Source organism: Streptomyces sp. NBC_01237 (genome assembly GCF_035917275.1).
GTDB lineage: Bacteria > Actinomycetota > Actinomycetes > Streptomycetales > Streptomycetaceae > Streptomyces.
This window is the reverse complement of sequence record NZ_CP108508.1, coordinates 3,635,356-3,660,254: the sequence shown is the minus strand read 5'-3', so window position 1 is coordinate 3,660,254 and position 24,899 is coordinate 3,635,356. Positions and strand designations below refer to the sequence as shown.

The 24,899-nt window shown below is 71.5% G+C and carries 25 protein-coding genes and 1 tRNA gene; 21 read left to right on the top strand and 5 right to left on the bottom strand.

Annotated elements, in window-relative coordinates; translation table 11 throughout:
- The first annotated feature begins 90 nt into the window (after positions 1–90).
- The 10 genes from moaC to OG251_RS16160 all read left to right on the top strand — a co-directional run bounded on the left by moaC (position 91) and on the right by OG251_RS16160 (position 8,016).
- Positions 91–591 carry a cyclic pyranopterin monophosphate synthase MoaC gene (gene moaC / locus OG251_RS16205; RefSeq protein WP_326677852.1) on the top strand — a complete coding sequence of 167 codons (501 nt, stop codon included), beginning with the start codon at positions 91–93 and terminating at the stop codon, positions 589–591.
- Complete coding sequence (locus OG251_RS16200; RefSeq protein ID WP_326677851.1) at positions 588–1,199, top strand: MogA/MoaB family molybdenum cofactor biosynthesis protein; 612 nt, start codon at positions 588–590, stop codon at positions 1,197–1,199. The genes moaC and OG251_RS16200 overlap by 4 nt, the downstream gene beginning before the upstream one ends.
- Positions 1,200–1,216: 17 nt before the next feature.
- Positions 1,217–1,837 carry a GNAT family N-acetyltransferase gene (locus tag OG251_RS16195; protein WP_326677850.1) on the top strand — a complete coding sequence of 207 codons (621 nt, stop codon included), beginning with the start codon at positions 1,217–1,219 and terminating at the stop codon, positions 1,835–1,837.
- Positions 1,838–1,994: 157 nt separating this feature from the next.
- A complete protein-coding gene (locus OG251_RS16190; RefSeq protein WP_326677849.1) occupies positions 1,995–3,203 on the top strand; it encodes a gephyrin-like molybdotransferase receptor GlpR in 1,209 nt (402 codons plus the stop codon).
- An 86-nt stretch (positions 3,204–3,289) separates the two neighbouring features.
- Positions 3,290–3,363, top strand: a tRNA-Ala gene (locus OG251_RS16185).
- A gap of 279 nt (positions 3,364–3,642) precedes the next feature.
- On the top strand, positions 3,643–4,842 hold the full coding sequence (locus tag OG251_RS16180) for a serine hydrolase domain-containing protein (RefSeq protein ID WP_326677848.1): 1,200 nt from the start codon (positions 3,643–3,645) through the stop codon (positions 4,840–4,842).
- A 37-nt stretch (positions 4,843–4,879) separates the two neighbouring features.
- On the top strand, positions 4,880–5,341 hold the full coding sequence (locus OG251_RS16175; RefSeq protein WP_326677847.1) for a GNAT family N-acetyltransferase: 462 nt from the start codon (positions 4,880–4,882) through the stop codon (positions 5,339–5,341).
- A 57-nt stretch (positions 5,342–5,398) separates the two neighbouring features.
- Entirely contained in the window at positions 5,399–6,217 is an 819-nt protein-coding gene (locus tag OG251_RS16170) for a PP2C family protein-serine/threonine phosphatase (RefSeq protein ID WP_326677846.1), read from the top strand.
- A gap of 156 nt (positions 6,218–6,373) precedes the next feature.
- Positions 6,374–7,159 (top strand): SAM-dependent methyltransferase, encoded by a 786-nt coding sequence (locus OG251_RS16165; RefSeq protein ID WP_326677845.1) that lies wholly within the window; start codon positions 6,374–6,376, stop codon positions 7,157–7,159.
- A gap of 56 nt (positions 7,160–7,215) precedes the next feature.
- Positions 7,216–8,016: an alpha/beta fold hydrolase gene (locus tag OG251_RS16160; RefSeq protein ID WP_326677844.1), complete on the top strand. Its 801-nt coding sequence runs from the start codon at positions 7,216–7,218 to the stop codon at positions 8,014–8,016.
- 33 nt (positions 8,017–8,049) lie between these two features.
- Here OG251_RS16160 and OG251_RS16155 read toward each other — a convergent pair whose 3' ends face one another.
- Positions 8,050–8,538, bottom strand: a complete 489-nt coding sequence (locus tag OG251_RS16155) for a GNAT family N-acetyltransferase (RefSeq protein ID WP_326677843.1) — start codon at positions 8,536–8,538, stop codon at positions 8,050–8,052.
- Between the two features lie 50 nt (positions 8,539–8,588).
- Here OG251_RS16155 and OG251_RS16150 point away from each other — a divergent pair, with 50 nt between their 5' ends.
- From OG251_RS16150 to OG251_RS16120, 7 genes are all read left to right on the top strand, one after another.
- Positions 8,589–9,404: an exodeoxyribonuclease III gene (locus OG251_RS16150; protein WP_326677842.1), complete on the top strand. Its 816-nt coding sequence runs from the start codon at positions 8,589–8,591 to the stop codon at positions 9,402–9,404.
- 201 nt (positions 9,405–9,605) lie between these two features.
- Positions 9,606–10,367 (top strand): hypothetical protein, encoded by a 762-nt coding sequence (locus OG251_RS16145; RefSeq protein WP_326677841.1) that lies wholly within the window; start codon positions 9,606–9,608, stop codon positions 10,365–10,367.
- Positions 10,364–12,724, top strand: coding sequence for a hypothetical protein (locus tag OG251_RS16140; RefSeq protein ID WP_326677840.1), 2,361 nt, complete (start codon positions 10,364–10,366; stop codon positions 12,722–12,724). Before OG251_RS16145 ends, OG251_RS16140 begins: the two co-directional genes overlap by 4 nt.
- 1 nt (position 12,725) lies before the next feature.
- Complete coding sequence (locus OG251_RS16135) at positions 12,726–14,501, top strand: vWA domain-containing protein (RefSeq protein ID WP_326677839.1); 1,776 nt, start codon at positions 12,726–12,728, stop codon at positions 14,499–14,501.
- Between the two features lie 24 nt (positions 14,502–14,525).
- On the top strand, positions 14,526–15,203 hold the full coding sequence (locus tag OG251_RS16130; protein ID WP_326677838.1) for a vWA domain-containing protein: 678 nt from the start codon (positions 14,526–14,528) through the stop codon (positions 15,201–15,203).
- 2 nt (positions 15,204–15,205) lie between these two features.
- Positions 15,206–16,432, top strand: coding sequence for a protein phosphatase 2C domain-containing protein (locus OG251_RS16125; RefSeq protein ID WP_326677837.1), 1,227 nt, complete (start codon positions 15,206–15,208; stop codon positions 16,430–16,432).
- Positions 16,429–18,075: a hypothetical protein gene (locus OG251_RS16120; protein ID WP_326677836.1), complete on the top strand. Its 1,647-nt coding sequence runs from the start codon at positions 16,429–16,431 to the stop codon at positions 18,073–18,075. The genes OG251_RS16125 and OG251_RS16120 overlap by 4 nt, the downstream gene beginning before the upstream one ends.
- A 56-nt stretch (positions 18,076–18,131) precedes the next feature.
- Here OG251_RS16120 and OG251_RS16115 read toward each other — a convergent pair whose 3' ends face one another.
- Positions 18,132–18,833: a Crp/Fnr family transcriptional regulator gene (locus tag OG251_RS16115; RefSeq protein WP_326677834.1), complete on the bottom strand. Its 702-nt coding sequence runs from the start codon at positions 18,831–18,833 to the stop codon at positions 18,132–18,134.
- A gap of 150 nt (positions 18,834–18,983) precedes the next feature.
- The gene (locus OG251_RS16110) at positions 18,984–19,667 is read right to left on the bottom strand and encodes a MerR family transcriptional regulator (protein ID WP_326681283.1); all 684 of its coding nucleotides are present in this window, start codon (positions 19,665–19,667) and stop codon (positions 18,984–18,986) included.
- 168 nt (positions 19,668–19,835) lie between these two features.
- On the opposite strand from OG251_RS16110, the gene OG251_RS16105 reads away from it, so the two are divergent.
- From OG251_RS16105 to OG251_RS16090, 4 genes are all read left to right on the top strand, one after another.
- Entirely contained in the window at positions 19,836–21,371 is a 1,536-nt protein-coding gene (locus OG251_RS16105; RefSeq protein WP_326677833.1) for a flavin-containing monooxygenase, read from the top strand.
- Complete coding sequence (locus OG251_RS16100; RefSeq protein WP_326677832.1) at positions 21,368–22,324, top strand: alpha/beta fold hydrolase; 957 nt, start codon at positions 21,368–21,370, stop codon at positions 22,322–22,324. The genes OG251_RS16105 and OG251_RS16100 overlap by 4 nt, the downstream gene beginning before the upstream one ends.
- The gene (locus OG251_RS16095; RefSeq protein ID WP_266805799.1) at positions 22,321–23,205 is read left to right on the top strand and encodes an SDR family oxidoreductase; all 885 of its coding nucleotides are present in this window, start codon (positions 22,321–22,323) and stop codon (positions 23,203–23,205) included. Before OG251_RS16100 ends, OG251_RS16095 begins: the two co-directional genes overlap by 4 nt.
- A gap of 97 nt (positions 23,206–23,302) precedes the next feature.
- Positions 23,303–23,500 carry a hypothetical protein gene (locus tag OG251_RS16090; RefSeq protein WP_326677831.1) on the top strand — a complete coding sequence of 66 codons (198 nt, stop codon included), beginning with the start codon at positions 23,303–23,305 and terminating at the stop codon, positions 23,498–23,500.
- 128 nt (positions 23,501–23,628) lie between these two features.
- Here OG251_RS16090 and OG251_RS16085 read toward each other — a convergent pair whose 3' ends face one another.
- Together OG251_RS16085 and OG251_RS16080 are read right to left on the bottom strand one after the other, a co-directional pair.
- Positions 23,629–23,970: a DUF397 domain-containing protein gene (locus OG251_RS16085; RefSeq protein ID WP_326677830.1), complete on the bottom strand. Its 342-nt coding sequence runs from the start codon at positions 23,968–23,970 to the stop codon at positions 23,629–23,631.
- Positions 23,951–24,802, bottom strand: coding sequence for a helix-turn-helix domain-containing protein (locus OG251_RS16080; RefSeq protein WP_326677829.1), 852 nt, complete (start codon positions 24,800–24,802; stop codon positions 23,951–23,953). The genes OG251_RS16085 and OG251_RS16080 overlap by 20 nt, the downstream gene beginning before the upstream one ends.
- Positions 24,803–24,899: the final 97 nt, after the last annotated feature.

The window sequence follows — 24,899 nt, the reverse complement described above, 5'->3', positions numbered from 1 at the left end:
GCCTTCCCGGGGGACACCCCCCGGGCCCCCGGCCCGCACCCCGGTGCGGACCTGGCGGGCCACCGGCGCCCTACCGCTAGGCGGAGTTAGTTGAGTACGCAGAACAGGCTGACGCACATCGACGAGGTGGGCGCGGCCCGCATGGTCGATGTGTCGGACAAGGACGTCACCACGCGCGTCGCCCGGGCCAGCGGCCGGGTCCTCGTCTCGCCGCGCGTCATCGAACTGCTCCGCGGCGAGGGAGTCCCCAAGGGCGACGCCCTCGCGACGGCCAGGATCGCCGGGATCATGGGAGCCAAGCGCACCCCGGACCTGATCCCGCTCTGCCACCCGCTCGCCGTCTCCGGTGTGAAGGTCGACCTGAGCGTCGCCGACGACGCGGTGGAGATCCTGGCCACCGTGCGGACCACGGACCGTACGGGCGTGGAGATGGAGGCACTGACCGCCGTCTCGGTCGCCGCGCTCACCGTGATCGACATGGTCAAGGCGGTGGACAAGAGCGCGGTGATCACCGACGTGCGGGTCGAGGCGAAGTCGGGCGGCAAGTCCGGCGACTACCGGCGCTCCGCGCCGGAGGGAGCGGGCGCATGACGGCGTCCGCCACACCTCCGCCCGAACCGACACCCTCGTCCGGAGCGGCCTCTCCGCCCGGGGCGGCCCCTTCGCCCGGTGCCACGGAGCCCCCGCTCGGCGGCGCACCGGTGACCCCGTACACCGCGCTCGTGGTGACCGCGTCCAACCGCGCGGCGGCCGGTGTCTACGCGGACAAGGGCGGCCCGCTCATCGCGGAGGCGCTCACCGGCCTGGGCTTCGCCGTCGACGGTCCGCGGGTGGTGCCCGACGGCGATCCGGTGGAGGAGGCCCTGCGGGCCGGGGCCGCCGCCGGGTACGACGTGATCATCACGACCGGTGGTACGGGCATCTCGCCCACCGACCGGACCCCCGAGGCCACCCGCCGCGTCCTCGACCACGAGGTCCCGGGCATTCCCGAGGCGATCCGTGCCGAGGGCCGCGACAAGGTCCCCACCGCGGCCCTCTCCCGCGGTGTCGCGGGAGTCGCCGGCGGCACCCTGATCGTCAACCTGCCGGGTTCCACCGGCGGGGTGCGCGACGGACTCGCGGTGCTGGGCCGGCTGCTGGTGCACGCCGTCGACCAGCTGCGCGGCGGCGATCACCCCCGACCGGGGAGCCCGAGCTGAACGCTTTGACCTGGCCGGTGATCCTGACCGACGGCGAGATCGTCCTCCGCCCGATCAAGCTGCGCGACCAGCGGATGTGGCGCGAGGTCAACCGGCGTAACCGCGAATGGCTGCGCCCCTGGGAGGCGACCGTCCCGCCGCCCGCCCCCGGTGGTCCGATGGCGCAGCGCCCCACCTATCGCCAGATGGTCCGTCATCTGCGCTCCGAGGCGAACGCGGGCCGGATGCTGCCCTTCGCCATCGAGTACGAGGGCCGGCTCGTGGGGCAGCTGACGGTGGCGGGGATCACCTGGGGCTCGATGTGTTCCGGACACGTCGGCTACTGGGTCGACCAGAGTGTGGCGGGCCGCGGTGTGATGCCCACGGCCGTCGCCCTCGCCGTCGACCACTGCTTCCGCACGGTCGGTCTGCACCGTATCGAGGTGTGCATCCGCCCCGAGAACAGGCCCAGCCGAAGGGTCGTGGAGAAACTCGGATTCCGCGCGGAAGGGCTGCGGCCGCGCTATCTCCACATCGACGGGGCGTGGCGGGACCACCTGATCTTCGCCCTGACGGCCGAGGAGGTGCCCGACGGGCTGCTCCGGCGCTGGCGTCAGGCGTGGCCGAGAACACCTCATGGCCCTGAGGAAATGAAATAAGTGTTCGAATTTGATCGAGACGTGACCACTAACGAGTTCACAAACATCACTCGTTGATCTAAACAATCACAAAAAAAGTCCGTGACATCAGCCGGATCGTGCGACACACCGATCCAATTGGCGGATACCTCCGCGCAAACCCCTCTACGGTGTGAGCGTGAGCAGCAGCGGCCTGATCTACGCAGTCATCGTCGGGGCCTGGGCCGCCTACTTGGTGCCGATGTGGCTCCGCAGGCAGGACGAGCTCAACGAAGCCCGTCCTACGGAACGCTTCAGTACCGCCATCCGGCTGCTGTCCGGACGGGCGGCAATGGAGCGCCGATACGCCAAGGAGCTGCGGGAGCGCACCGCCGAGGAGGCGGGGCCCGACGTCGACCCGGACGCGGAAACGGACCGAATGGAATCCGTGGACGTCCGGGCCTTTGCCGCGCCTCCGGCGCATACCGAAGCCCGGATGCACGATCCGGCGCACGCTCCCGATCGTTCTCCCGGCCATCCGGCGGACCGCCAGGCGCCCGACCACCACATTTCCGGCCACCAGACGTCCGAGCGGCAGGTATCGGAGCGTCAGGCGAAGGACCGTCCCGAGTCGGCGCGCCCGCCCCAGCAGCGCGCGCGTACCAGCGGTGCCGACGCCGAGCGCGCCCGCCGGGCCCAGCGCTCGCAGGTCCTGGCCCGCCGCAGACGTACCACCGTCGTCCTGTTCCTGGCCTTCACCCTCGGCGCGGTCGTCGCGGCGGTCGGCGGTCTCCGCTTCCTGTGGGCGCCCGCCGTGCCCGCCGTGCTGCTGAGCACGTACATCGTGCATCTGCGCTCCCAGGAGCGGCGCCGGTTCGCGTTCACCATGGACCGCCGCCGGGCCGAGGTCGCGGCGCAGCGGCTGCGGGAGAACCGCCCGCGCAGGCATCAGCCCTCGGCGCCGGCCCCCGCCGAGCCCGACGAGGAACCCGAAGCGCACCGCGCCCAGCCGGAACCCGCACCCACGGTCTCCCCGCAGGAGGCCGGACGCCGCGCCCTCGTCGAGCAGACGGACCACGCGGAGTGGGTGGACCAGCAGCGCGAACGCGGGCGGGTCCAGGGCGACAGCTGGGAGCCCGTCCCGGTCCCGCTCCCCACCTACGTCACCGCCCCGGTGGCTCCGCGCGCCACGGGCGGCGTGGAGGTCGGCGACCCGGAGACATGGAGCGCGGCCCGCTCCAGCACGGCCGAGCCCAGCCAGACGGGCACTTCGCACCCCACCGTTCCCCCGGTGGACCCGGCGCCCCGCCAGCGTACGAACCAGTCCCGCCGCACCCGCGACCGCGGCAGGACGCCGCTCTTCGACCAGTACGACGACGAGGACCGGCCCCGTGCCGCCAACGAGTGAGACGCCTCGAACCCCGACTCGGCTGACCAGCGGGGACCGGATTTCCGAGCACCCCTGTGGGGGTGCTAAAGTTTCACTCGTTGCAAGGGCCTGTGGCGCAGTCTGGTAGCGCACCTCGTTCGCATCGAGGGGGTCTGGGGTTCAAATCCCCACAGGTCCACATTGCACAGCTGTTCTTGAGGTAACTCGGGAATGGTGACGAAATCCCGTCCGATCGTTCAGATCGGGCGGGATTTCGTCGTTCCGGGAGCCCTGGGTTCCGAGACCGGATCCGGCTCGGTGGTTCCGGAGCCGGCGTACCTCTCAAGTGGCTTGCTCCGTGGTCCGGGTACTGCGGTTGTCCGACGCGGAAGTCCTCATCCGGGCCGATGCCCCGCGGCGCGGGTGTTGAAAAGGTGGCTCCGGCAAGCACGCGTTTGTCCGACCGAGGGGAAGATCCGTGTCACGTCGTTCGACCTGCGCCGTCGTCGCAGCACTCTGTCTGGCGTTAGCCGCGCCGACCGCTTCCGCCGCTTCCGCTCCTGCCGCTTCCGCTTCTGCCTCGCGGCACGGTGCGGATGCCCGGCAACTCGCCCTGGAGGCGCTGACCGGCGCCAACGCGGTGTCCGCCATCGCCGAGGTCCGTGACCGCAGCGGGGTGTGGCGGGGGACCACGGGGGTGTCCGATCTGGTGAGGGAGGCGCCCGTGCGGGGTGACGGCCGGTTCCGCATAGGCAGCGTCACCAAGATGTTCGTCGCCGCCACCACCCTCCAACTGGTCGGCGAGGACCGGCTCGGGCTGGAGGACTCCGTGGAGAGTCATCTGCCGGGACTGGTCCCCGGCGGGCAGAACATCACTGTCCGTCAGCTGCTCAACCATCGCACCGGGCTGTTCGACGTCATCAACGAGTCCACCGAGATCTTTCCCGCCCCCGACGACCCGGACGGCTTCCGGAACTGGATCGCGCAGGGCGGGCTGAACCGCACGTTCACCCAGCGCGAGCTGGTGACCAAATCCGTCGCCCACCCGCCCCACTTCGAACCGGGTGCGCAATGGGCGTACTCCAACACCAACTTCAGCATCCTCGGGCTGATCATCGAAGAGGTCACCGGACACTCCTACGCACAGGAGATCCGGCGGCGGATCCTGCGCCCGCTCGGGATGACGAGGACCAGCCTGCCCGGCTCCTCCGCGACGATCCCCGGCCCGCACGCCCACGGGTACTGGACCACCGTCGACGGCGTCGGCACCCCGGACGTCGTCAAGACCGATATCGACGTCACCCGTCACAACGCCTCGTGGGCGGGCTCCGGCGGCGAGATGATCTCCACCACCGACGACCTGGTCCGCTTCGAGAAGGCCCTGCTGCGCGGGAAACTGCTGCGGCCGGAGCAGCAGCGCGAGATGACCACGATGCTCCGTACCGATCCGGACTCCGACCGGCTGGAGTACGGCATGGGCCTGGCCCGCACCCGCCTGTCCTGCACCTCGGTGACCGGGCACTCCGGCGCGGTCCTCGGCTACGGCACCCACCTCTGGGGCACGGCCGACCGGCAGGTCGCCCTGTCCTACACCCCGCGCGGCGACACGAAGGAGCAGGCGGCGCAGAAGAAGGCGATCGGCGGGTTCCTCGAAGCCGCCTTCTGCGGCTCCCGCTGATCCCGGACTGTCAGTGCCGGGTGCCAGACTCGCGCGTATGAGAAACGACGTGCGGCTCAGGGATGTCGAGGAAGCCGACCTGGAAGTGTTCCTCGCGTACGAGCACGAGGCGGAGGCCGTGCGCCGGTCGGCGTTCGCTCCCCGCGAGCGGGAGGCGTTCATGACCCACTGGGTCACGAAGGTGCTCGGGGATCCCACCGTTCTCGTGCAGACCGTCACCGTGGACGGCGAGCCCGCCGGGAACATCGTGGCCTGGTGGGACGAGCACCGGCGCTTCACCGGATACTGGCTCGGTGCCCGCTACTGGGGCCGGGGCATCGGAACCGAAGCGCTGACCCGGTTCCTGGAACGGGAGCCGAACCGCCCGCTCTTCGCGGACCCCGTCGCCGGGAACACCGGCTCGGTCCGGCTGTTGGAGAAATGCGGCTTCCGGCGCGTCGAGACGGTACGCGACGGTGAGCGCGAGCACATCGTGCTCGTGCTCGACGGCGCCTCCTGACCGTGGGCGGGCGGTCCGGGGCCCGGGGCGCGGGCCGGCTCTGGCATGATCCGGGCGATGACCCGGATTCCGGACTGTGTCGTGTGTGGTGGAACGGTCGCCCCTGACGGGCGCTGCTGGCATTGCGGTGCGGTTCAGCCCGCCTTCCGCTCCCATCTGGAGCTCACGGCGGACGACGGCGCGGCAGGGGTGAGCGACCGGGGCAAGCGGCGCGAGATCAACGCCGATGCCATGGCGCTGACCAGGGCGGGCGGCTGGACGGTCGGGGTCGTCTGTGACGGTGTGTCCATGTCTCCCCGGTCCGAGCGGGCCGCTCAGGTCGCGGCGGAGGTCGGCGCGCACGCGATCGTGGAGGGGCTGGCTGCGGGCATGGTGCCGGAAGTCGCGCTCGGTGGGGCCGCCGCCCGTGCCGGGCGCGCGGTCGCGGCCCTCGCGGCGTCGGTGGATGCCGCACCGGCGTGTACGTACGTCGCGGGCATCGTCGGACCCGAGGGCATCTGGAGCGCGTGGATCGGCGACAGCCGTGCCTACTGGCTGCCGGACCGGGGGCCGGGCAAGCGGCTGACGGAGGACGACACCGGTGAGCACGACGCTCTCGCGGCCTGGCTGGGGGCGGACGCCGACGCACCCGTGGCCCGTATCCGCAGCTACCGGCCGCGGGAGCCGGGCTGCCTGCTGCTCTGCACGGACGGGCTGACCCGCTGTCTGCCCGACCCCGAAGGGCTGCGGGCCGTGCTCTCCGGTCGGCGTACCGGGTCCCCGCCCGACGGCCAACTCCTCCACGGCGCACGCGCGTTGGTCGGGCACGCTCTCGATGCCGGTGGGCATGACAACATCACCGCGCTGCTCATCCCCGTCCCGGCCGACGGTGTCTGAGCCGCTGCGCGAGCCCTTCGGGGGACGAGGGCACGGACGGGCTCCACAGGCCCTCGCCTACGCTGGTGCAGCTCACCCGTGTTCCCGGTGCCCGCGGGGCATCCCGCACCGGGGCGAGCCCATCCCGCCCGCGATTGCCGCACGGAGGAGCGTCCTGTGACCGCCGACCTGCCCCACCCCCGGATCGACACCGGCAAGCCGCACCCGGCGCGCGTCTACGACTGGCTCCTGGGCGGCAAGGACAACTATCCCGTGGACCAGGAAGTGGGCGAGAAGCTGCCCGCCGAGGCGCGGGCCAACGCGGCGCGGAACCGGGCCTTCATGCACCGGGCCGCCGGCTGGCTGGCGCACCGGGGCATCGACCAGTTCCTCGACATCGGCACCGGCATTCCCACCGCGCCGAATCTGCACCAGATCGTCCAGGCCATCACGCCCTCGGCGCGGATCGTCTACGCCGACAACGACCCCATCGTCCTGCGCCATGCCGAGGCCCTGCTGATCAGCAGCCCCGAAGGTGCCACCGACTACCTCCACGCGGACGTCCGGCAGCCCGAGGCGATCCTCGAACGCGCCCGTGAGCTGCTGGACTTCGACCGGCCCGTCGCCCTGTCGCTGATCGCGCTCATGCATTTCCTCCCGGACGAGGAGGACCCGTACCGCCTCACCCGTACGCTCGTCGGCGCACTGGCCCCGGGCAGCTTCCTGGTGTTCTCGCACGGCACCGCCGACCAGCACCCGGAGCTGCGGCAGGAGACCGAGAAGGCGTACCGCAAGGGGGCCATCGCCCTGCGGATGCGTACCCGCGCCGAGGTCGAGCCGTTCTTCGAGGGACTGGATCTCGTCGCGCCGGGGCTGGTGCCCGCCGCCGAGTGGTATCAGGAGGAGCCCGCGCCGGAGAAGGAGCGCAGCGGGTTCTACGTGGGGGTCGCACGCGTGCGCTGAACCACGGGCGCCATCACCGGGAGTGCGGGACCGCGGCGGTGGGGAAGGTGGACGGTATGGAATTCGTGACCGGGCAGGGCACCTCTCTCGCGTACGACGACCGGGGGCCGTCCGACGGCCTGCCGGTGGTTCTGGTGCACGGGCACCCGTTCAACCGGACGATGTGGAATCCGCAGGCCGAGGCGCTGGTACGGGCCGGGCACCGGGTGATCGCGGCGGATCTGCGCGGATACGGCGACAGCGAGGTCGTCCCCGGCCGTACCCTCCTGGCCGACTTCGCCGACGACACCGCCGAGCTGCTCGACCACGTGGGTGTCGGCCGTGCGGTGGTCGGCGGGCTGTCCATGGGCGGGCAGATCGCCATGGAGTTCCACCGGCTGCACGGGGCACGGGTGGCCGCGCTGGTGCTCGCCGACACCTCACCGGTCGCCGAGACCGAGGACGGCAGGGTCCTCCGCAACCGGATGGCCGACCGGCTGCTCGCCGAAGGGATGGACGGCTACGCCGCCGAGGTCATCGGCAGGATGGTCGCCCCGTACAACGTGACCGGGCTGCCCGACGTCGCCGCGCAGGTCCTCGGCATGATGCGGGCGACCGCCCCGGAGGGGGCCGCGGCCGCGCTGCGGGGCCGGGCGGAGCGGCCCGACCACCGCGAGTCGCTGGCCGGGGCCCGGGTGCCCGTCCTGATCGTCGTCGGCGCGGACGACACCTACACGCCGGTCCCGGACGCGGAGGCCATGCACCGGCTGGTTCCGCACTCCGAGCTCGTCGTCGTCGGAGGGGCCGGGCACATGCCCAACCTGGAGCGGCCCGAGGAGTTCAACGCCGCGCTGCTGGAGTTCCTCGCGCGGCTGTGAGTGGCCCGGCCGCGGCCGCGGTGGCCGCGGTCGTCAGGACTCCTGGAGCGGCTTGGCGAAGCACCTGCTGCTCTCGTACGTGCGGTAGTGGCCGAATTTCGCGCACGGCAGGTAGCCGCTGGAGGTGTAGAGGGCTATCGCCTCGGGCTGCCGGTCGCCGGTCTCCAGGACCATCCGCGTGCGGCCCGCCGCCCGCGCGTCGGCCTCCAGCGCGGCGAGGATACGGCGGGCCAGCCCGTGGCCGCGCGCTTCGCGTATGACGTACATCCGCTTGATCTCGGCGTCGCCGTCGGAGTAGCCCTCCGCGTTCCGTTCCTGGGGGCGCCAGCCGCCGGTGGCCACGGGGCGGTCCATGGTGTCGTAGGCGAGGAGGTACAGGCCGTTCGGCGGATCGAACATGGTGGCGTCGAGCGGTGTGGCATCGCCCTCGGCGTCCCCGTAGAGCGCGGTGTATTCGAGCTGCACCTGGCCGTTGAGTTTGACGGCGTCGGGGTGATCGAAAGGCCGCTGCTGGATATTCATGCGAGGTATGGTACATGTATGCGGCACTTTGATGTCGATATGGTGCCTGAATGCTCAATGTGACCACCGTAAATGTCAATGGACTCCGGGCCGCCGCCAAGAAGGGCTTCGTCGAGTGGCTCGCGACGACCGACGCCGATGTGATCTGCCTCCAGGAGGTCCGGGCCGAACCGCAGCAGCTGCCCGCGGAGGTGCGCGAACCGGAGGGCTGGCACACCGTGCACGCTCCCGCCGCCGCCAAGGGGCGGGCAGGGGTCTCCCTCTACACGCGGCAGGCGCCGGAGCGGGTGCAGATCGGCTTCGGCGGCTTCGGGGCCGCCGGGGGCGAGGAGTTCGACACGAGCGGGCGGTACGCCGAGATCGACCTGCCCGGCATCACGGTCGCCAGCCTCTATCTGCCCTCCGGCGAGGTCGGCACCGAGCGGCAGGACGAGAAGGAGCGCTTCATGACCGCCTTCCTGCCCTACGTGCGGGGGCTCAAGGAGCGGGCCGCCGCCGACGGGCGGGAGGTGGTGGTCTGCGGCGACTGGAACATCGCCCACCGGGAGGCGGACCTCAAGAACTGGAAGTCCAACAAGAAGAACTCCGGCTTCCTCCCCGAGGAGCGGGAGTGGCTGACGCGGGTCATCGACGAGGCCGCCTATGTGGACGTGGTGCGGGCACTCCACCCCGACGTCGAGGGGCCGTACAGCTGGTGGTCCTACCGCGGGCGGGCCTTCGACAACGACGCCGGGTGGCGCATCGACTACCAGCTGGCCACCCCGGGGCTCGCCGCTCGCGCGGTGAAGGCATGGGTCGAGCGGGCCGCCACGCACGAGGAGCGGTGGAGTGACCACGCGCCGGTGGCCGTCGTGTACGAAAGGTGAGGCGCGGGGTGTTCCCGGTGGATTCGCGGTGTTTCCCGGCGTGGTGAACTCCCGTGATCGGTAGGTGAGTTCAGGCCATATCCGGCTGTGCGTCACCTGTCGTAGACCGCGTGCGGGTTCGTGTCGTACTACTGAGGCAGCTGATCCGAGGCTGCTTCGGGAGGTACGCCCATGCCGGGTGACGCCACACATTGCTGGATCATGGTTCTCGATATCGAGAGCTTCAGTACGCGCTCCGACCCGGTTCAGCGGTCGTTGCGGGGCGCGATGTACCAGGCGCTCGAAACCGCGCTGAAGCGATCCGGTGTGCCGACGGCGGACATCTCGTTCGAGGACCGCGGCGACGGTGTCCTGATGATCGTCTCCGGAGCGGTGCCCCCGGCCGGGCTCGTCGGGCCGTTCGTCCGGGAGCTGGACGAGGAACTGACCGAGTACGCACGGGTGTTCAGCGAGGAACACGCGCTGCGCTGCCGGCTCGCCCTGCACCAGGGGCTGGTCACCGAGGACCCGCAGGGCTGGTCGGGCGACGCGGTCAACACCGCCTGCCGCCTGGTGGACGCCGGTCCGCTGCGCGAGGTGCTGACCGCCGCCGCCTCGGCCCGGATGGTCTTCGTCGTCTCCGACGAGATCTACCGCGGGCTCGTCAGACACGCCCACCGCGGGATCGATCCGGCGGCGTATCTGCCGATGCCGTTCGCGGACAAGCACGGCCGGACGATCGAGAGCTGGGTGACCGTGCCGGGGCTGCCCGCGCCCCCCGGGCTGTCGGCGCGTCCGGCGGCGGGGCCGGAGCGTCGGGCGACGGCGGGCCTCCCGCCCGAGCACCGTCCGCCCGTACCGCGGGCGGTGGACGCCGGAGCCCCGGCACCGACCGTGTCCGTCGTCGCCGGGGTGGTCCACGGTGATCAGTTCACGGGCAACAAGACCGTCACGTACGGGACAACGTCCCCCGAGCGGCGATGACGACGCCGAGCGGGGGAGCGGCCGCCGCCGGTGCCGCTGCGGGGAGCGGACCGGCCGGCGGTACGGGGGGCCCGCCGGGCGGTGCGGCCGGAATGGGCGCACCGCCCGGACCGGGCCAGGGCGGAGGGCAGGGCGGCCACGGACCGGGTCCGGGCCGGCCCGGCGGCGGGAGGGGGCAGGCGCCCGGCCCGGGACCCGCAGCGGGCGGTGACAACGCCGCCGGTCAGGGCGCGCCCCAGGGCGACGGCGCGCCCGACACGTCCGGACCCGCCGACGCGACACCCGCGGGCGCCGGGCCCGAGGCATCCCGGGCCACCGGGCAGCTGGGCCAGGGGTCCACCCGCCACGGCCACCTCCAGAACGCCTTCGCGAACGTCCAGGGCGACGTGGTCGTCGGGAACAAGTACGTGCTCGTCGACGGTGGCCGCATGGCGCCGCGCCTCCTGTCGCCGCTCGTCGACGAACGGGTGCGGCACGCCTACCACGAGCCCGCCGAGTTCGCGGAGGCCCGCGAAGCCCTCCAGCGGCAGAAGATCATCATCCTGCGGGGCCCGCCCGGCCACGGCAAGAGCGCCCTGGCGGTACGCCTGCTCCAGGGCAGGTGCGACGGGCCCATCCACCACCTCGACAGCGGCATCGCCTTCGCTTCCCTGGCCGACTGGCTGGAGAACGGCGGACGCGGGATCGAACCGGGCGCGGGCTTCCTGCTCGACCATCCCGCCGACATCGGCAACCTCAGCGGTGAGGTCTACGAGAAGGTCCAGGGCGCCCTCTCCGAGGCGCGTGCCTGGATGGTGCTGACCGTGGCGAGCACCGAGGTCGCGGACAGTGCGCTGCTGTCCGGAGTGCTGGACCTGGGAGAGGCCCCGGACCGGCGCGCCATCGCGCGCTCCCACATCCGGTGGCGGCTGGGCGGGCGCACCGCCGACGCCCTGCTGAGGCAGACGGACTTCTCCGACTTCCTGGCCGATCTGCTGGCCGGGGAGCCCTCGTGCCGTACGGCCGCCAGTGTGGCCCTCGTGATCTACGAGGAGTACGACTACGAGTCCGCGCGGCTCGACGAGGCCCGGACCAAGGCGCGTTGCACCCGTCTGGCCGAGGAGGACTTCGAGATCTGGGCCGAGGGCCTGCCGGACCGGCCGGCCCGCTGCTTCGCCCTCGCCCTGGCCGTACTCAACGGTCTCCCGCAGGAGAACGTCGCCCAGGCGGCACGCGCGCTGGAGCGCCTGCTGGAGGACGAGGGCCCCTACCTCCGCGCGCCCGGCGCCGACGGACGGTTCCCGCACCTCCGGGACCCCTTCGCACAGCCGCGCCGGAGACGGCTGGCGCGCCTGCGCGCGCACACGGTCAGCAAGGTGCGGCGGGCGGGCCGCACGGTCCTGAGGGACGGCGAGCCCGGTGACGCGCTGGAGTACAAGGACCCCAGCTACCCCGCGCTCATCATCCGGCACGCCTGGAACCAGTACGGGATCCAGCAGGAACTGCTCGACTGGATCACCGCTCTCGTCTCGGACCGGTCCGAGCAGGTGCGCGTCACCGCCGCGGTCGCGCTGGGGGTCATCCTGACCGAGTCGTACACCTACGTCTGCGACCACCTCCTCTACGCGTGGGCGTACAGCGAGGACGACAATCTGCGCGACGCCGTCGCCTACGCCCTGTCCGTCGGCTGCGGCGACGCCTGGGTCAAGAAGCGGGCGGCCGCCCTCGTCGAGAGCTGGCTCGCCGATCGCGACGAGCCGATGGGGCAGGCGACCGCGGCACGGGTGCACGGGACGGGGGCGGTCGGGGAGGACCCGGAGGAGCAGCTCGCGCGGCTCGCGGTGGTGGACCACTGGACCGTGGCGGTGGCTGTCGGACGGAGCTTCACGGACCTGCTCGCCGACGACGACCGGCGGGCCGTGAAGACCCTCCAGGTGCTGCGGGACGGTGCCGAGAAGCACCTGGCAAGGCCCTCCACCCTGCTGGCCTTCCTCATCATCTGTTCCCAGCTGGTCGTGGACGGGGAGGAGCGGCGGACCGGTGCCGACGAGCCGGCCTGGCCGACCCTGCTGGTCTGGGCCGATGAACGGGAGGAGATCCGCGACGCGTTCGTCGGTCTGTGGCGCGACGCGCTCAACCACCTCTTCCTCCGCGACCAGGCCGAGTCCGTGCTCCGGGGCTGGGCGACGCTGGCCGAGAAGGACGCCGAGCTGCGCTCGGTGCTGCTGCTGATGATCGGTGCGATCGCCTACCGGGACGAGCGGTCCGGCCGGACCCTGCGCCGGTTCGCCGTCAACTGGACCGACCCCCGGGAGCTGGCCCCGCTGCCCGTCGTGGCCGCGGCCATGCACGCCCAACTCGACCTGGAGAACGTGTGACATGACGCTTTCCCTCATCCTCAACGACCGGAAGCCGACCGAGCGCAGGCGCGTGGGGAAACTGTCCGGTCTGCCGCCCAGCTTCGCGGTCGTCTACCCCGTCGAACACGGCCCGTGGGAGATGGAGACGAGGCGGGACCGCACGGCGACGCAGCGCATCCTGCACGCGAACCGGATGTGTTACGTGGTCGACCTGAGCGATCACCGGCGCACCGGCCGGCTCTCCAACACCCCGCTGACCTGTAGCGACGGCGGTCATCGATTCGAGGCGACGTTCGATGTGGGGTTCCGTGTCCATGACCCCGTGCGACTGGTCCAGGGCAACGTCGCGGACGCCCTCGCCGTGGTCTATGGCTATCTGACCACCCGGATGCGGGGATACGCGGCGCAGTTCGCCATCGACCGTGCGGTGGAGGCGCAGGACTACATGAACCGGGCGTTCGCCGCGGAGATGGCGTTGGCCGAGGGGATCACGATCTACCACTGCACGGTCCTGCTGGAGCCGGACGCGGCGGCCCGCGGTTTCGTCCAGAAGGTCCGCGAGGCCCAGCGCGACCAACTGCTGGGCCACGAGGTCCATCGCTCGGCCGAGGACCGGGCCCTCAGCGAGGAGCGGCTCACGGACATCGCGGAAGAGGCGCGCAGAGCCCGCGAACAGCGGGAGCGCGCGGCGCTCGCCGAGGTGCGGATGGATTTCCGGGGTCTGGTCCTGGAACACCTGGCCAAGCACCCGGCCGAGACCGAGCAGGCCATGAACCTGCTGCTGCGGATGGAGGAGGCGAAGGTCGCCCGCGGGGACATCCGGGAGGAACGCCATGTCGAGCTGGTCAAGTACCTGATCGAGAAGGGCGTGGTCACCGAGGTCGACCTGCCGTGGCTCCGGCACGGTGCGCTGGAGAGCGGCTCCAGTGGGGGCCTGGTGCCGATGCCGACGCCGCGGCAGCTGCCGGGGCCGGGGGGAGCGGCGGGGGGTGCGCGGCCCGACGCGGCGGGGGGCGATCGGTCCGGCGGGGCGGGGACGGTGACGGACCCGCCGCGGCCCACGGCGCCCGCTCCCACCCGCTGGGGCGGCAGCGGCCCGGCCGGGAGCCGGGCGCGGGGCCGGGGCGGTCCGTCGGCCACCGGTCTGGTGCCGGTCTACGTCGTGCTGGATGTCTCCCCGGGTACGGAGGCCTGCCGGATCGACCTGGGGAACGCCTTGAGGTCGCTCCAGACCGTTCTGGGCAACAGCCCCGATGTGGCCTCCGCGATCCGGCTCTCGGTGCTCACGTACGCGGAGCGCGCCGAGGTGCTGGTGCCGCTGGTGGAGATGACCTGGGGGACCGGCGTACCGGATCTGCGGGCGGGCACGGAGTGCCGGTACCGGCCGGTGTTCCAGCGCCTCCTGGAGCTGCTGCCGATGGAGACCGAGCGGCTCAAGGAACAGGTGGAGCGGGTGTACCGGCCGGTCGTCTTCTTCCTGACGACCCGGCCGCCCGAGGACGGCGGCGAGTGGCCGGCCGTCCACGCCGAGCTGATGCGGCACCACTACCACCCCCACCTCATCGTCTGCGGGATCGGTGCGGCTGCCGAACCCTCCCTGGTCGGGCGTCTCGCGAGCCGCCCCGAACTGGGTGTGGTGGCGGTGCCGGACTCGGATCTCGTCAGGTCGTCGGTGCAGTTCTCCGTACTCCTGCAGAACACCGTGCTGAGCATCGGACGCAGTGCGCTGGCGGGCGCGATGGAACTTCAGCTGTCGTGCCCGGAGGGGCTGACCCCCGGCACGGCTCTCTCGTAGCAGGACGAAGAAGGGAACACGCTCATGGCTGAGACACGGGGGCAGTTGCTGCCGGTGTACGTGCTGGCGGACGAGTCGGGATCGATGAACCCGTACGTGGGTGACCTCAATGCGGGAATGGCCTCGCTGCACCAGTCGCTGATCGGTGAACCGATGGCGGCGGCCAAGGTGCGGTTCTCCGTGCTGGGCTTCTCCAACAGCGTCACCGAGCGGCTGATACTGGCCGATCTGAGGTCCGAGAACGAACTGCCCCGGCTCGTGGCGAACGGCGGTACGAGTTACGAGGCGGCGTTCGCGGCGCTCCTGTCGCGCATCCCGCAGGACGTGCGCACGCTCAAGAGCCAGGGCTACCGGGTGCACAGGCCCGCGGTGTTCTTCCTCAGCGACGGTCAGCCCAACCACGGTGAGGACTGGCAGGCGACGCACCGCAAGCTCGTCGACCGGACGGTGACCGCGGCGGCGCCCAACATCATCGCGTGCGGCATCGGTCAGGCGCAGGCGGAGACCATTCTCGGCGTCGCCACCCAGGCGCAGTTCGCCTTCGTCTCCATGCCGGGTGCGCAACTCGGCCCGGCCATCGCGAAGTTCTTCACCGCCCTGACCAAGAGTGTGGTCGAGTCGGGCAACGCGATGGCGGCGGGCAGTGCCGAACTGGTGGTGGAGAGGCCCGAAGGCTTCCGGCTCGCGATCGACGAGGTGTGAGCATGCGGTTCGGGCGGAGGAAGGACGAGCGGCTGCCGGACGACGGCGCGGGAGTGCCGGAGGCGCGGTGGCCGGACGCACAGGGGCCCGGTGGGCCGGGGCCGGACGCACCCGGGCCCGGTGAACGGCGTCCCGGCGGGACGGAGCCGGACGGCGGCCCGGACGCGGCTGGCTCCCGCGATGCCCCGGAGTACCCCCGGGCAGGCACGCGGCGCTACGGGGAGCCGGTGTACGTCCCGCAACGGCAGCCGTACGTACGGCAGCCGCCTTCGTACGCCGGCGGGGAGCAGCCCGTGCGGCCCGAGCCGCCCGCGCAGCCCGGTCGGCCCGGTCCGCCGCTGCCCGGCCGGTGGGACCGGATCGTCGTCGGCCGCGCCGCTCCCGTATTCGAGCCGAAGCCGCCGCCCGTCGATCCCTACCGCCCGGACACGGTGTACGACGGCTGGTCGACCCCGCGGATCACGGTGCGGCTCGCCTCCGTACGCGGGGACGCGCACCGTTTCGACGGGAGGCCGCGGCAGGACGACCTCGCCATCGCCGTGCATCTGCCGTCCGGGACCGTGGTGTTCGCGGTGGCGGACGGGGTCTCCAGCGCGCCGCTCTCCCACGTCGGCGCGGCGCTCGCCAGCCGGGCCGCCGTGCGCTATCTGCTGACCGAGCTGGACAAGGGCGGGACCGAACCGGACTGGGAGCGGGTGCTGAGCGCCGCCGCCTGGCAGCTGTTCCTGCGCACCAGCGGGGGCGCCGACCCGACGGACGCCCAACGTCACGAGACCCAGAGGCAGTTGGCGACGACGCTGGTGGCGGGCACCGTCGAGGCGCTGCCCGACGGGCAGCTCAAGGTCGGCATGGTGCAGATCGGGGACACCGCGGCGTGGCGGCTCCGGCACGGCCGGTACACACCGCTGCTCGTCCCGAAGGGCGGCGAGGACGAGGACATCGTCACCTCGTCCGTCGTGGCGCTGCCCCGTGTTCCGGCCGGTCCTGCCGTGCACCGGCATGTGCTGCCGCCGGACGCGACGCTGCTCGTCGGTACGGACGGTTTCGGCGACCCGCTCGGCGACGGTACGGGCCAGATCGGCCGGATGCTGGCGGAGCAGCTGTCGAGGCCGCCCCGGGAGCCGCGCACACTCGCCCATCTGCTGGACTTCTCGCGCGAGACCTTCGACGACGACCGGACCCTGCTGGCCGTGTGGCCGCGCCACCGGCTTCAGGAGCCGAGGCCGTGAGCGATTCCCGGATTCAGCAGACCGAAGTGTCCGTGGACCGGCTGGTCAGGAATCGCGAGCTGGGGTCGGGCGGCGAGGGCACGGTCTGGGCCGTCAGCAATCTCGTCATCAACAAGAAGTGGCCCATCGCCTACAAGGAGTACAAGCCGGGAAGCCGTTCCCGGCTGCGGGCCGACGTGCTGCGGGCCATGGTGGACTACCTCCCCCGGCAGCCGGAAGCGACGGCGGAATGGCTCAGCGAGCACACCTCGTGGCCCGCGATGCTGGTCAGCGACGCCGAGGGTGTCTGCGGATATCTGATGCGCGAGATCCCGGAGCGGTTCTTCATCCGGCCGGGAACGGGGGCGGACGCGAAGGCCGCGGGTTTCGAGTTCCTGCTCAACCCCGACAGGTACCTTCAGCGGATCGGTGTCGCGATCAGTCCGCGCCAGCGGTTCCAGCTGCTGCTGGACTTCGCCCGGACGCTCGACCGGCTGGACGACATGGATGTCGTCCTGCGGGACCTCTCCCCCAAGAACGTGCTCTTCTCCCTCCGGGAGACGCCGGACTGCTTCCTGATCGACTGCGACTCCATGGTGCTCGGCAACCGAGGGGCCCTACCGCCGACGCAGACGGCAGGGTGGAGCCTGCCCGCGGGGGAGGGGACCGAGACGTCCGAAGGCGTCGTCTACAAGTTCGCGCTGCTCGCCGTGCGGCTGTTCTCGGGCTCGCAGGACGGTGTGGACGTGTCGGTGCTGCGGTCGGCGGACGATGCCGTCGCCGACCTCGCGGAGCGGGGCCTCTCCGAGAATCCCGCCGCGCGGCCCACCATGGCGCAGTGGCTCGTGCCGCTGGCCTCCGCGGTCGAGACGGTGCCGGCCGTCCTGACACAGGGGGCGGTGCCGCAGGCTGCCACCACCGCGCCGCCGGGACCCGTGCCGTCCGGGGCCCCGCCCCATCAGCCGCCCCATCAGCCGCCGCTTTCCCCGCAGACCCCCAAGGGGCGTTTCCGGCAGTGGGCGTTCGCACTGGCCGCGGTGGCGGTCTTCGGCGCCTGGGCCCTGGACGTGGGCCCGTTCGCGGACGGCTCGGGCGGTGCCGGGGGAGGAACGGTCGCCGAATCCTCCGCGGGGGCGGGCGAGCTCGGGTCGTCGTCGCCGGACTCGGGCTCCGGCTCCGGCTCCGGCTCGGGAACCGACTCCGGGGCCGGGTCCCGGGAGGAGCAGGCCACGGCGCTGGACGCCCTCGTCCGTGAGAACGACGGGAACCGGGGAGGTGTGGCGAGCGCCGTCGGCAAGCTCATGAAATGCCCCGGCTCCGGTGAACGGGAAGCGGTGGTCCGGGTGTTCGACGAGGCGGCCGAGGAGCGGGACCGGCTCGTGCGGGAACTGGGCGAGCTGTCCGTGGACGAACTTCCCGCGCAGGTCACCGAGGACCTGCGCAGCGGCTGGGAGGCATCGGCCGCCGCCGACCGCTCGTACTCCGGACTCACGTCGGGTCTGGGCGGCGACTGCACGGCGGAGCAGGTCACCTCCTCGGCGGCGTGGGACGAGGCGGGGGAGCACAACGCGCGTGCGACACGGGCGAAGAAGGACTTCGTCGCGGGCTGGAACCCGGTGGCGGAGGAGTACGGACTGCGGACCCTGGCCTGGGACCAGGTGTGACGCCGGGCCGGGACGACGCGTGCCGCCGGGGCGCTGCGACGCGTGCCGCCCGGCCGCTACGGGTGGCCGCTCTGCCGCTTCAGGGCGTCCGGGTCGTCGATCACCAGCCGGTTGCGGCCGGTGCTCACCCATCCCGCGGCGCGCCACTGCTCGAAGACACGGCTGACGGTCCGGCGGGAGCTCAGCACGAGTCCGGCCAGGTCGTCCTGGGAGAGGGGGAGAGCGATCTGTACGGACCCCGAATCCGTACGGCGTCCGTAGGTCCCGGCGAGATCCAGCAGCAGTTGGGCGAGTCTGGCCTGGACGGCTTCGGAGCCCGCCGCGGCCCGGTGCCGGTCGGCCTCCCGCAGCCGGGCCGAAAGGACCTGCTGCCGGGCACCGGTGATGGCGGGCAGGGCGTCGGCGGCGGCGTTGAACGCGCGGGCCGACACGACCAGGACCTCCACCCGGGTCAGCGCGGTCAGCGTGGCCGACCGGGGGCCGCCGTCGAGACCCGCCTGCTCGCCGAGCAGATCGCCGGGGTCGCGCAGGGCGAGAACGGCGAGATAGCCGTCGGCCGAGTGGGCGGAGACCTTGACGCAGCCGCTCCGGACCACGAGCAGATGGTCACTGATCTCGTTCTGCCGGAGCAGTTGGGCGCGGGCGGCGAACGTGCCGATCCGGCCCACCCGGGACAACTCGGTCCGGGCGGACTCGTCCAGCAGGGACCAGAAGGGAGCGGTGCCGGTGCGGCGCGTGTGCGAAGAAGGTGTGGTCACGCATCCCCCGTGGGTGAACGTACGGCGCGCACGACGGCCGGTACGGGCAGCCCCCGCGAGGGTGTGCGGGGGCGGGCGGCCCGGGGGCGCCGGTGATGGATGGCTCATCGTGCAAGGCGAGGCGACAGCGGGTCAACCAAGGGTCGCCTCTCAGCGCCCCGGAGATCCGGACCCGGCCGGTCCGTCCTCCGTCGCCGCCCTCGGGGGCTGGGTGCCGTCCTCGCGGCGCAGCCGGCGGTCCAGGGCCATGGACAGTTCCGCGTCCACCACCGCGCGTGCCAGCGGGCGGAGTTGGGCCGGTTCGGTCTCCGCTGTGTGGGCATGCAGTACCCGGACGAAGATTTCGGCGAGAGCGTCCGCGTGCTCGCGGACGCGGCGGCCCGAGGAGAGCACCGTGGAGAGCGGCACCCCTTCCCGTACCAATTCCGCCGACACTTCCAGCAGACGCCGGCTGATGTGGACGATCTCGTCCCCGTCGGTGGCGAGATAGCCCAGGTCGAGGGCGGTCGCGAGGTTCTCCGGGGTGACCTCGCCCTCGAAGTAGTCGGCGAGCTGTTCCGGAGTGAGCCGGACCGGGGTCTCCTCGGTCGGTTCGCCCAGGCCCAGCACTTCGGCCACATCGCGTCCGCTCTCGAAGGTGGCCGCGAGATCGGCGATACCGTTGAGGGTGTGGCCTCGCTCCAGCAGACCCGTGATGGTGCGCAGCCGGGCCAGATGGTGGTCGTCGTACCAGGCGATACGGCCTTCTCGGCGGGGTGGCGGGATCAGGCCGCGTTCCCGGTAGAAACGCAGGGTCCGCACGGTGATGCCGGCCTCCTTGGCCAGCTCCTCCATGCGGTATTCACGGTGCTCAAGTCCTTCGGCCACAGGGGCACCCTATGTTGTACCGCCGGTAACTTTCCTTGGTTCGCCCCCTACCCATCAGTACGGGGCTGCTCTACTCTCCCAACAGTGCCAGTGATTGCTGGCGGAGTCGTGTGACGTAATGCGGGAGGCGGCACCATGGCCCAGCACGAGCATGTACGCGTGGCGGTGATCGGATCCGGATTCGGGGGCCTCGGGGCCGCGGTCCGGCTGCGCCGTGAGGGCATCACGGATTTCGTCGTCCTGGAACGGGCCGGTTCCGTCGGAGGCACCTGGCGCGACAACAGCTATCCGGGCTGTGCCTGCGATGTGCCGTCCCACCTCTACTCGTTCTCGTTCGCACCCAACCCCGACTGGCCGCGCACCTTCTCCGGACAGCGGCACATCCGGGCGTATCTGGAGCATGTCGCCGACACCTTCGGGCTCCGCCCGCATCTCCGGCTCAACCATGAAGTGACCATGATGCGCTGGGACAACGACGAGCTGCACTGGGTGATCGAGTCCGCCAACGGGACCACGATCGTCGCCGATACCGTCGTCTCCGCGACCGGGCCGCTCTCCGACCCCAAGATGCCGGACATCCCCGGGCTCGCCGAATTCCCCGGCAAGGTCTTCCACTCCGCGCAGTGGGACCACGACTACGACCTGACCGGCAAGCGGGTCGCGATGATCGGCACCGGCGCCTCCGCCATACAGATAGTCCCGGCGATCCAGCCGAAGGCCGGCCGGGTGACCCTCTTCCAGCGCACCCCGCCCTGGGTCATGCCGCGCATGGACCGGACCATAAGCGGCGCCGAACGCTGGCTGCACCGCACGATCCCCGTCACCGGCACCGCCCGCCGCGGACTGCTGTGGGGCATACGGGAGTTGCAGGTCAGCGCCTTCACCAAGCACCCGGACCAGCTGGGCCTGGTGGAGAAGATAGCCAAGTCCAACATCGCCCGGTCCATCAAGGACCCCGCCCTGCGGGCCAAGCTGACCCCCTCGTACCGCATCGGCTGCAAGCGCATCCTGCTCTCCAGCGCCTACTACCCGGCGCTCGCCCAGCCCAATGTGGATGTGGTCGCCTCCGGACTCACCGAGGTGCGCGGCTCCACGGTCGTCGCGGCCGACGGTACGGAGACCGAGGTCGACGCGATCATCTTCGGCACCGGCTTCCACGTCACGGACATGCCGATCGCCGACCGGGTCGTCGGCGCGGAGGGCATCACCCTCGCCGAGCACTGGAAGAACGGCATGAAGTCGCTGCGCGGCGCGACCGCGGCCGGTTTCCCCAACTGGATGACGATCATCGGGCCGAACACCGGGCTCGGGAACTCCTCCATGATCCTCATGATCGAGTCCCAGCTGAACTACATGGCCGACTACCTGCGTCAGCTGGACGTCCTGGGCGGCCGGGCGGCACTCGGTGCGCGCACCTCGGCCGTCACGGCGTGGAACCACCGGGTCCAGGAGCGGATGAAGCGGACCGTGTGGAACACCGGCGGCTGCACCAGCTGGTACCTGGACGCCGAAGGACGCAACACGACGGTCTGGCCGGGCACGACGAGCGAGTTCCGCAAGGAGACCCGGGCCGTGGACCTGGCGGAGTACGAGGTCATCCGGATTCCGCGGCACACCGTCCCCGCCCAGGCCCGCGCCGCGGCGCCCGTCGCCGAGGAGATCGCGGGATGAGCCGGCTGCTGCGACGTGAGGCGGCACGTCAGGTGCCCGCCGCCCCGGTACCCGAACGGGTACTGACCGCCGTCTCGGCCGACGGCTCCCGCATCCATGTCGAACTGCACGGCCCCGAGGACGCCCCCGCGGTGGTGCTCGCGCACGGCTGGACCTGTAGTACGCACTTCTGGGCCGCCCAGATCCGGGACCTGGCCGTCGACCACCGGGTCATCGCCTACGACCAGCGCGGTCACGGCCTGACCCCCGCGGCGGCGGGACCCGGCGGATACAGCACGCACGCGCTGGCCGACGACCTCGAAGCGGTGCTGGCGGCCACCCTCGCACCGGGACGCAGAGCGGTGCTCGCCGGGCACTCCATGGGCGGGATGACGCTGATGGCCGCCTCCCGGCGACCGGGGCTGCGCGAGCACGCCGCCGCCGTCCTGCTGTGCAGCACCGGCAGCTCGCGGCTGGTCTCCGAGGCGCTCGTCGTACCGATCCGGCCAGGAGGTGTCCGGACCCGGGTGACCCGCGCGATCCTGGGAGCGAGGGCGCCGCTCGGACCCGTCACGCCGGTCTCCAGGAAGGTCCTGAAATACGGCACGATGGGTCCTGGTTCGGCCCCGGAACGGGTCGAGGCATGCGCCCGCATCGTGCACGCGTGTCCGAGAAAGGCCCGGGTGGCCTGGGGGCACGTGCTCGCGGAGCTGGACCTGGACGCGGGCGTGCGGGGGCTGCGGGTACCGACCGCGGTGATCGCGGGCACGGCCGACCGGCTGACCCCGCCGGTCCACGCGCGCGCCATCGCCGCCGCGCTGCCCCAGTGCCTCGGCCTGACCGAGCTCACCGGCATGGGGCACATGACTCCGGTCGAGGCCCCGGAAGCGGTCACGGCCCGGATCCGGGAACTTGTCGTGCGGTACATCGCGGTGGACGGGGCCGGTACGGCCGAGAAGGAGGAGGTCGCATGAGCGGCAGGCGGAGTCTCGAAGGACAGGTCGTCGTCGTCACGGGCGCGGCGCGGGGCGTGGGCGAACTGCTGGCCCGCAAACTCTCGGCGCGGGGCGCGACGCTGGCGCTGGTCGGCCTGGAACCGGACGAGCTGAAGAAGGTCTCCGAGCGGCTGCACGGGGAGAGCGACCACTGGTTCGCCGATGTCACCGACCATGTGGCGATGGCGCGGGTCGCCGAGGAGATCAAGGCACGCTTCGGCAAGATCGACGTCGTCGTCGCCAACGCGGGCGTCGCCTCGGGCGGGCCGTTCGTCGACTCCGACCCGGAGGCGTGGCGGCGGGTCATCGAGGTCAACCTGATCGGTGGCGCGGTGACCGCGCGGGCGTTCCTGCCGGTACTGATGGAGAGCCGCGGGTACTTCCTCCAGATAGCGTCACTGGCCGCCATCACTCCGGCGCCGATGATGACCGCCTACTGCGCGTCCAAGTCGGGCGTGGAGGCGTTCGCGCACAGCCTGCGTGCCGAGGTCGGCTACCGGGGCGTCCGCGTCGGGGTCGGCTATCTGTCCTGGACGGACACCGACATGGTGCGGGGCGCCGACGAGGACGACGTGATGCGTGAGCTGCGCCAGCGGCTGCCCTGGCCGTCGAACCGTACGTACCCGCTGGGTCCGGCCGTGGATCGGATCGTGGCCGGCATCGAACGGCGCTCCCCGCATGTGTACGCCCAGTGGTGGCTGCGCGGGATGCAGTCGGTGCGCGGCTACCTGCCGTCGCTCATCGGGGTGGTCGGGCAGCGCGAGATGAAGAGGTTCGGGCCGCGGCTTGAAGGTGTCTCCAAGGGGCTGGTGGGGGCCGGGGGAGCGGCGGACCAGGACGCGCGCACGTTGCGTAGGTGATCGAAATGCGGTGAATGTCGTGCCGTGCGAGGCTGGGCGGGGCCCTTCAGGGGGCCTCCCCCCCCACGTACCCACGCACCCCACAGGAGTGAACGGCATGGGCATCGCAGACCAGTTCAAGGACAAGGCGCAGAAGCTCGCCGACGAGGCCAAGCGGAAGATGGACGAGGGCAAGGACCAGGCGACGGAACGGTCCGCCGACGCCTCGGACCAGGGCGCGGACTCGTCGTCCGGCGGCCTGCGGGACCGGGCCGAGGGTGCGGCGGACGACCTCCGTGAGCGCCGCGACCGCTGACCCGGTTCGCGTCTTCGCGCGCTGTCCGTGATTTCGCCAACCGCATCCGGGTCCCCGGGTGCGGTTGGTGCGCGCGCCTGGGTGAATCGCGGGCGCCTGGAAGCTACTTCAGGAAGCCCACAGCGGTGTCAGGACGCCTTGACGGACTCCACGAACGGTGACCAGGCGGACGCGTGGACGACGAGCGCCGGTCCCTCGGGGCGCTTGGAGTCGCGGACGGGGACGAGGCCTTGGTGGCCATCCGCGACTTCGAGGCAGTCGCCTCCGGAAGAGTTGCTGTGGCTGCTCTTGCGCCAGGTGGCGAAGCCCTCGGCGACTTCGAGGCAGTCGCCTCCCGAGGTGTTGCTGTAGCTGCTCTTGCGCCAGGTGGCGAAGCCTTCGGCGACTTCGAGGCAGTCGCCGCCACTGCCGTTGCTGTAGCTGCTCCTACGCCACGTGGCGGCGCCGAGATCAAGACGGGTGCTGGCCATGGCGGTACTCCTCAGCCGCCTTCTCGATCAGGGCAAGGGACACCTCCGGCGGCAACGCGGCGGCCCTCAGCCGATCGTATGCCTTGCGGTACTGCATCACGATGGCCGGATCATCGATGATCTGGCCGTGGTACGGACCCTCGGTGTAGAGCAGCGGTGGTTCGTTGTCGAAGTTCAGCAGGAGGAGCGGCAGCTCGGTGAGGGGACGGGTTGGGCCGTTCCACGGAAGGATCTGTGTAACGACACGACCGCGCCGCACCAGGGCGGTGATCTGGTCCAACTGCTCGGCCATTTCCACTGGCGGGACGATGGAGTGGCGCACGAGCGACTCGTGCAGGACCACCCAGTACTCGGGCTTCTTGGGGTCGTCGAAGAGCCGGGCCCTTTGCAATCGAGCGTTGATCTTGGCTTCGACCTCCTCCGCTGTGTCCAGAGAATGCGTGGAGCGGACGACGCCCTGGGCGTACGAACGGGTCTGGAGCAGGCCAGGGATCAGCGTGCCGGACCATTGGTCGATGGTCCGCGCCCGCGTCTCCGCTTCCGCGACCGGAGCGAAGAACGCTGCGTGAGCCCCCTGTTTGGCCTGCCGCACGTCCTCGCACCGCCGCTGGAAGAACCCGTCCGTCCCCAGTACCCGGTCCACGTGCTGGGCCAGATCCACCGGCATCCGGCGATGGCCGTGCTCGATCTCGCTCAGGTACGTGATCCCGTAGAAGCTGCCGTCCACCAGCTTCTCCAAGGTCAGGCCCGCCTGCTCCCGTTTGAAGCGGAGTTCCTTGCCGTAGAACTGCGGGACCCCGGCCGAGCCGTCGATCTCCTTGCGCGTAGCCACCTTTGACCACCTTTCGCGCTGTGCGTTGTGGAGCGGGAAACCCTTTCAAGGTAGGGGTCCGTACGGCAACGTGTGAGGCGTTCGTCACAGTGTGCAA

What these genes read in the sequence shown, in the direction of transcription:
- OG251_RS16200 (WP_326677851.1), top strand. Translation starts at nt 588, where the DNA reads ATGACGGCGTCCGCCACACCTCCGCCCGAACCGACACCCTCGTCCGGA.
- OG251_RS16175 (WP_326677847.1), top strand. Translation starts at nt 4,880, where the DNA reads ATGAGAAACGACGTGCGGCTCAGGGATGTCGAGGAAGCCGACCTGGAA.
- OG251_RS16170 (WP_326677846.1), top strand. Translation starts at nt 5,399, where the DNA reads ATGACCCGGATTCCGGACTGTGTCGTGTGTGGTGGAACGGTCGCCCCT.
- OG251_RS16160 (WP_326677844.1), top strand. Translation starts at nt 7,216, where the DNA reads ATGGAATTCGTGACCGGGCAGGGCACCTCTCTCGCGTACGACGACCGG.
- OG251_RS16155 (WP_326677843.1), bottom strand. Translation starts at nt 8,538, where the DNA reads ATGAATATCCAGCAGCGGCCTTTCGATCACCCCGACGCCGTCAAACTC.
- OG251_RS16150 (WP_326677842.1), top strand. Translation starts at nt 8,589, where the DNA reads ATGCTCAATGTGACCACCGTAAATGTCAATGGACTCCGGGCCGCCGCC.
- OG251_RS16145 (WP_326677841.1), top strand. Translation starts at nt 9,606, where the DNA reads ATGGTTCTCGATATCGAGAGCTTCAGTACGCGCTCCGACCCGGTTCAG.
- OG251_RS16140 (WP_326677840.1), top strand. Translation starts at nt 10,364, where the DNA reads ATGACGACGCCGAGCGGGGGAGCGGCCGCCGCCGGTGCCGCTGCGGGG.
- OG251_RS16135 (WP_326677839.1), top strand. Translation starts at nt 12,726, where the DNA reads ATGACGCTTTCCCTCATCCTCAACGACCGGAAGCCGACCGAGCGCAGG.
- OG251_RS16130 (WP_326677838.1), top strand. Translation starts at nt 14,526, where the DNA reads ATGGCTGAGACACGGGGGCAGTTGCTGCCGGTGTACGTGCTGGCGGAC.
- OG251_RS16125 (WP_326677837.1), top strand. Translation starts at nt 15,206, where the DNA reads ATGCGGTTCGGGCGGAGGAAGGACGAGCGGCTGCCGGACGACGGCGCG.
- OG251_RS16110 (WP_326681283.1), bottom strand. Translation starts at nt 19,667, where the DNA reads ATGGAGGAGCTGGCCAAGGAGGCCGGCATCACCGTGCGGACCCTGCGT.
- OG251_RS16105 (WP_326677833.1), top strand. Translation starts at nt 19,836, where the DNA reads ATGGCCCAGCACGAGCATGTACGCGTGGCGGTGATCGGATCCGGATTC.
- OG251_RS16100 (WP_326677832.1), top strand. Translation starts at nt 21,368, where the DNA reads ATGAGCCGGCTGCTGCGACGTGAGGCGGCACGTCAGGTGCCCGCCGCC.
- OG251_RS16095 (WP_266805799.1), top strand. Translation starts at nt 22,321, where the DNA reads ATGAGCGGCAGGCGGAGTCTCGAAGGACAGGTCGTCGTCGTCACGGGC.
- OG251_RS16090 (WP_326677831.1), top strand. Translation starts at nt 23,303, where the DNA reads ATGGGCATCGCAGACCAGTTCAAGGACAAGGCGCAGAAGCTCGCCGAC.
- OG251_RS16085 (WP_326677830.1), bottom strand. Translation starts at nt 23,970, where the DNA reads ATGGCCAGCACCCGTCTTGATCTCGGCGCCGCCACGTGGCGTAGGAGC.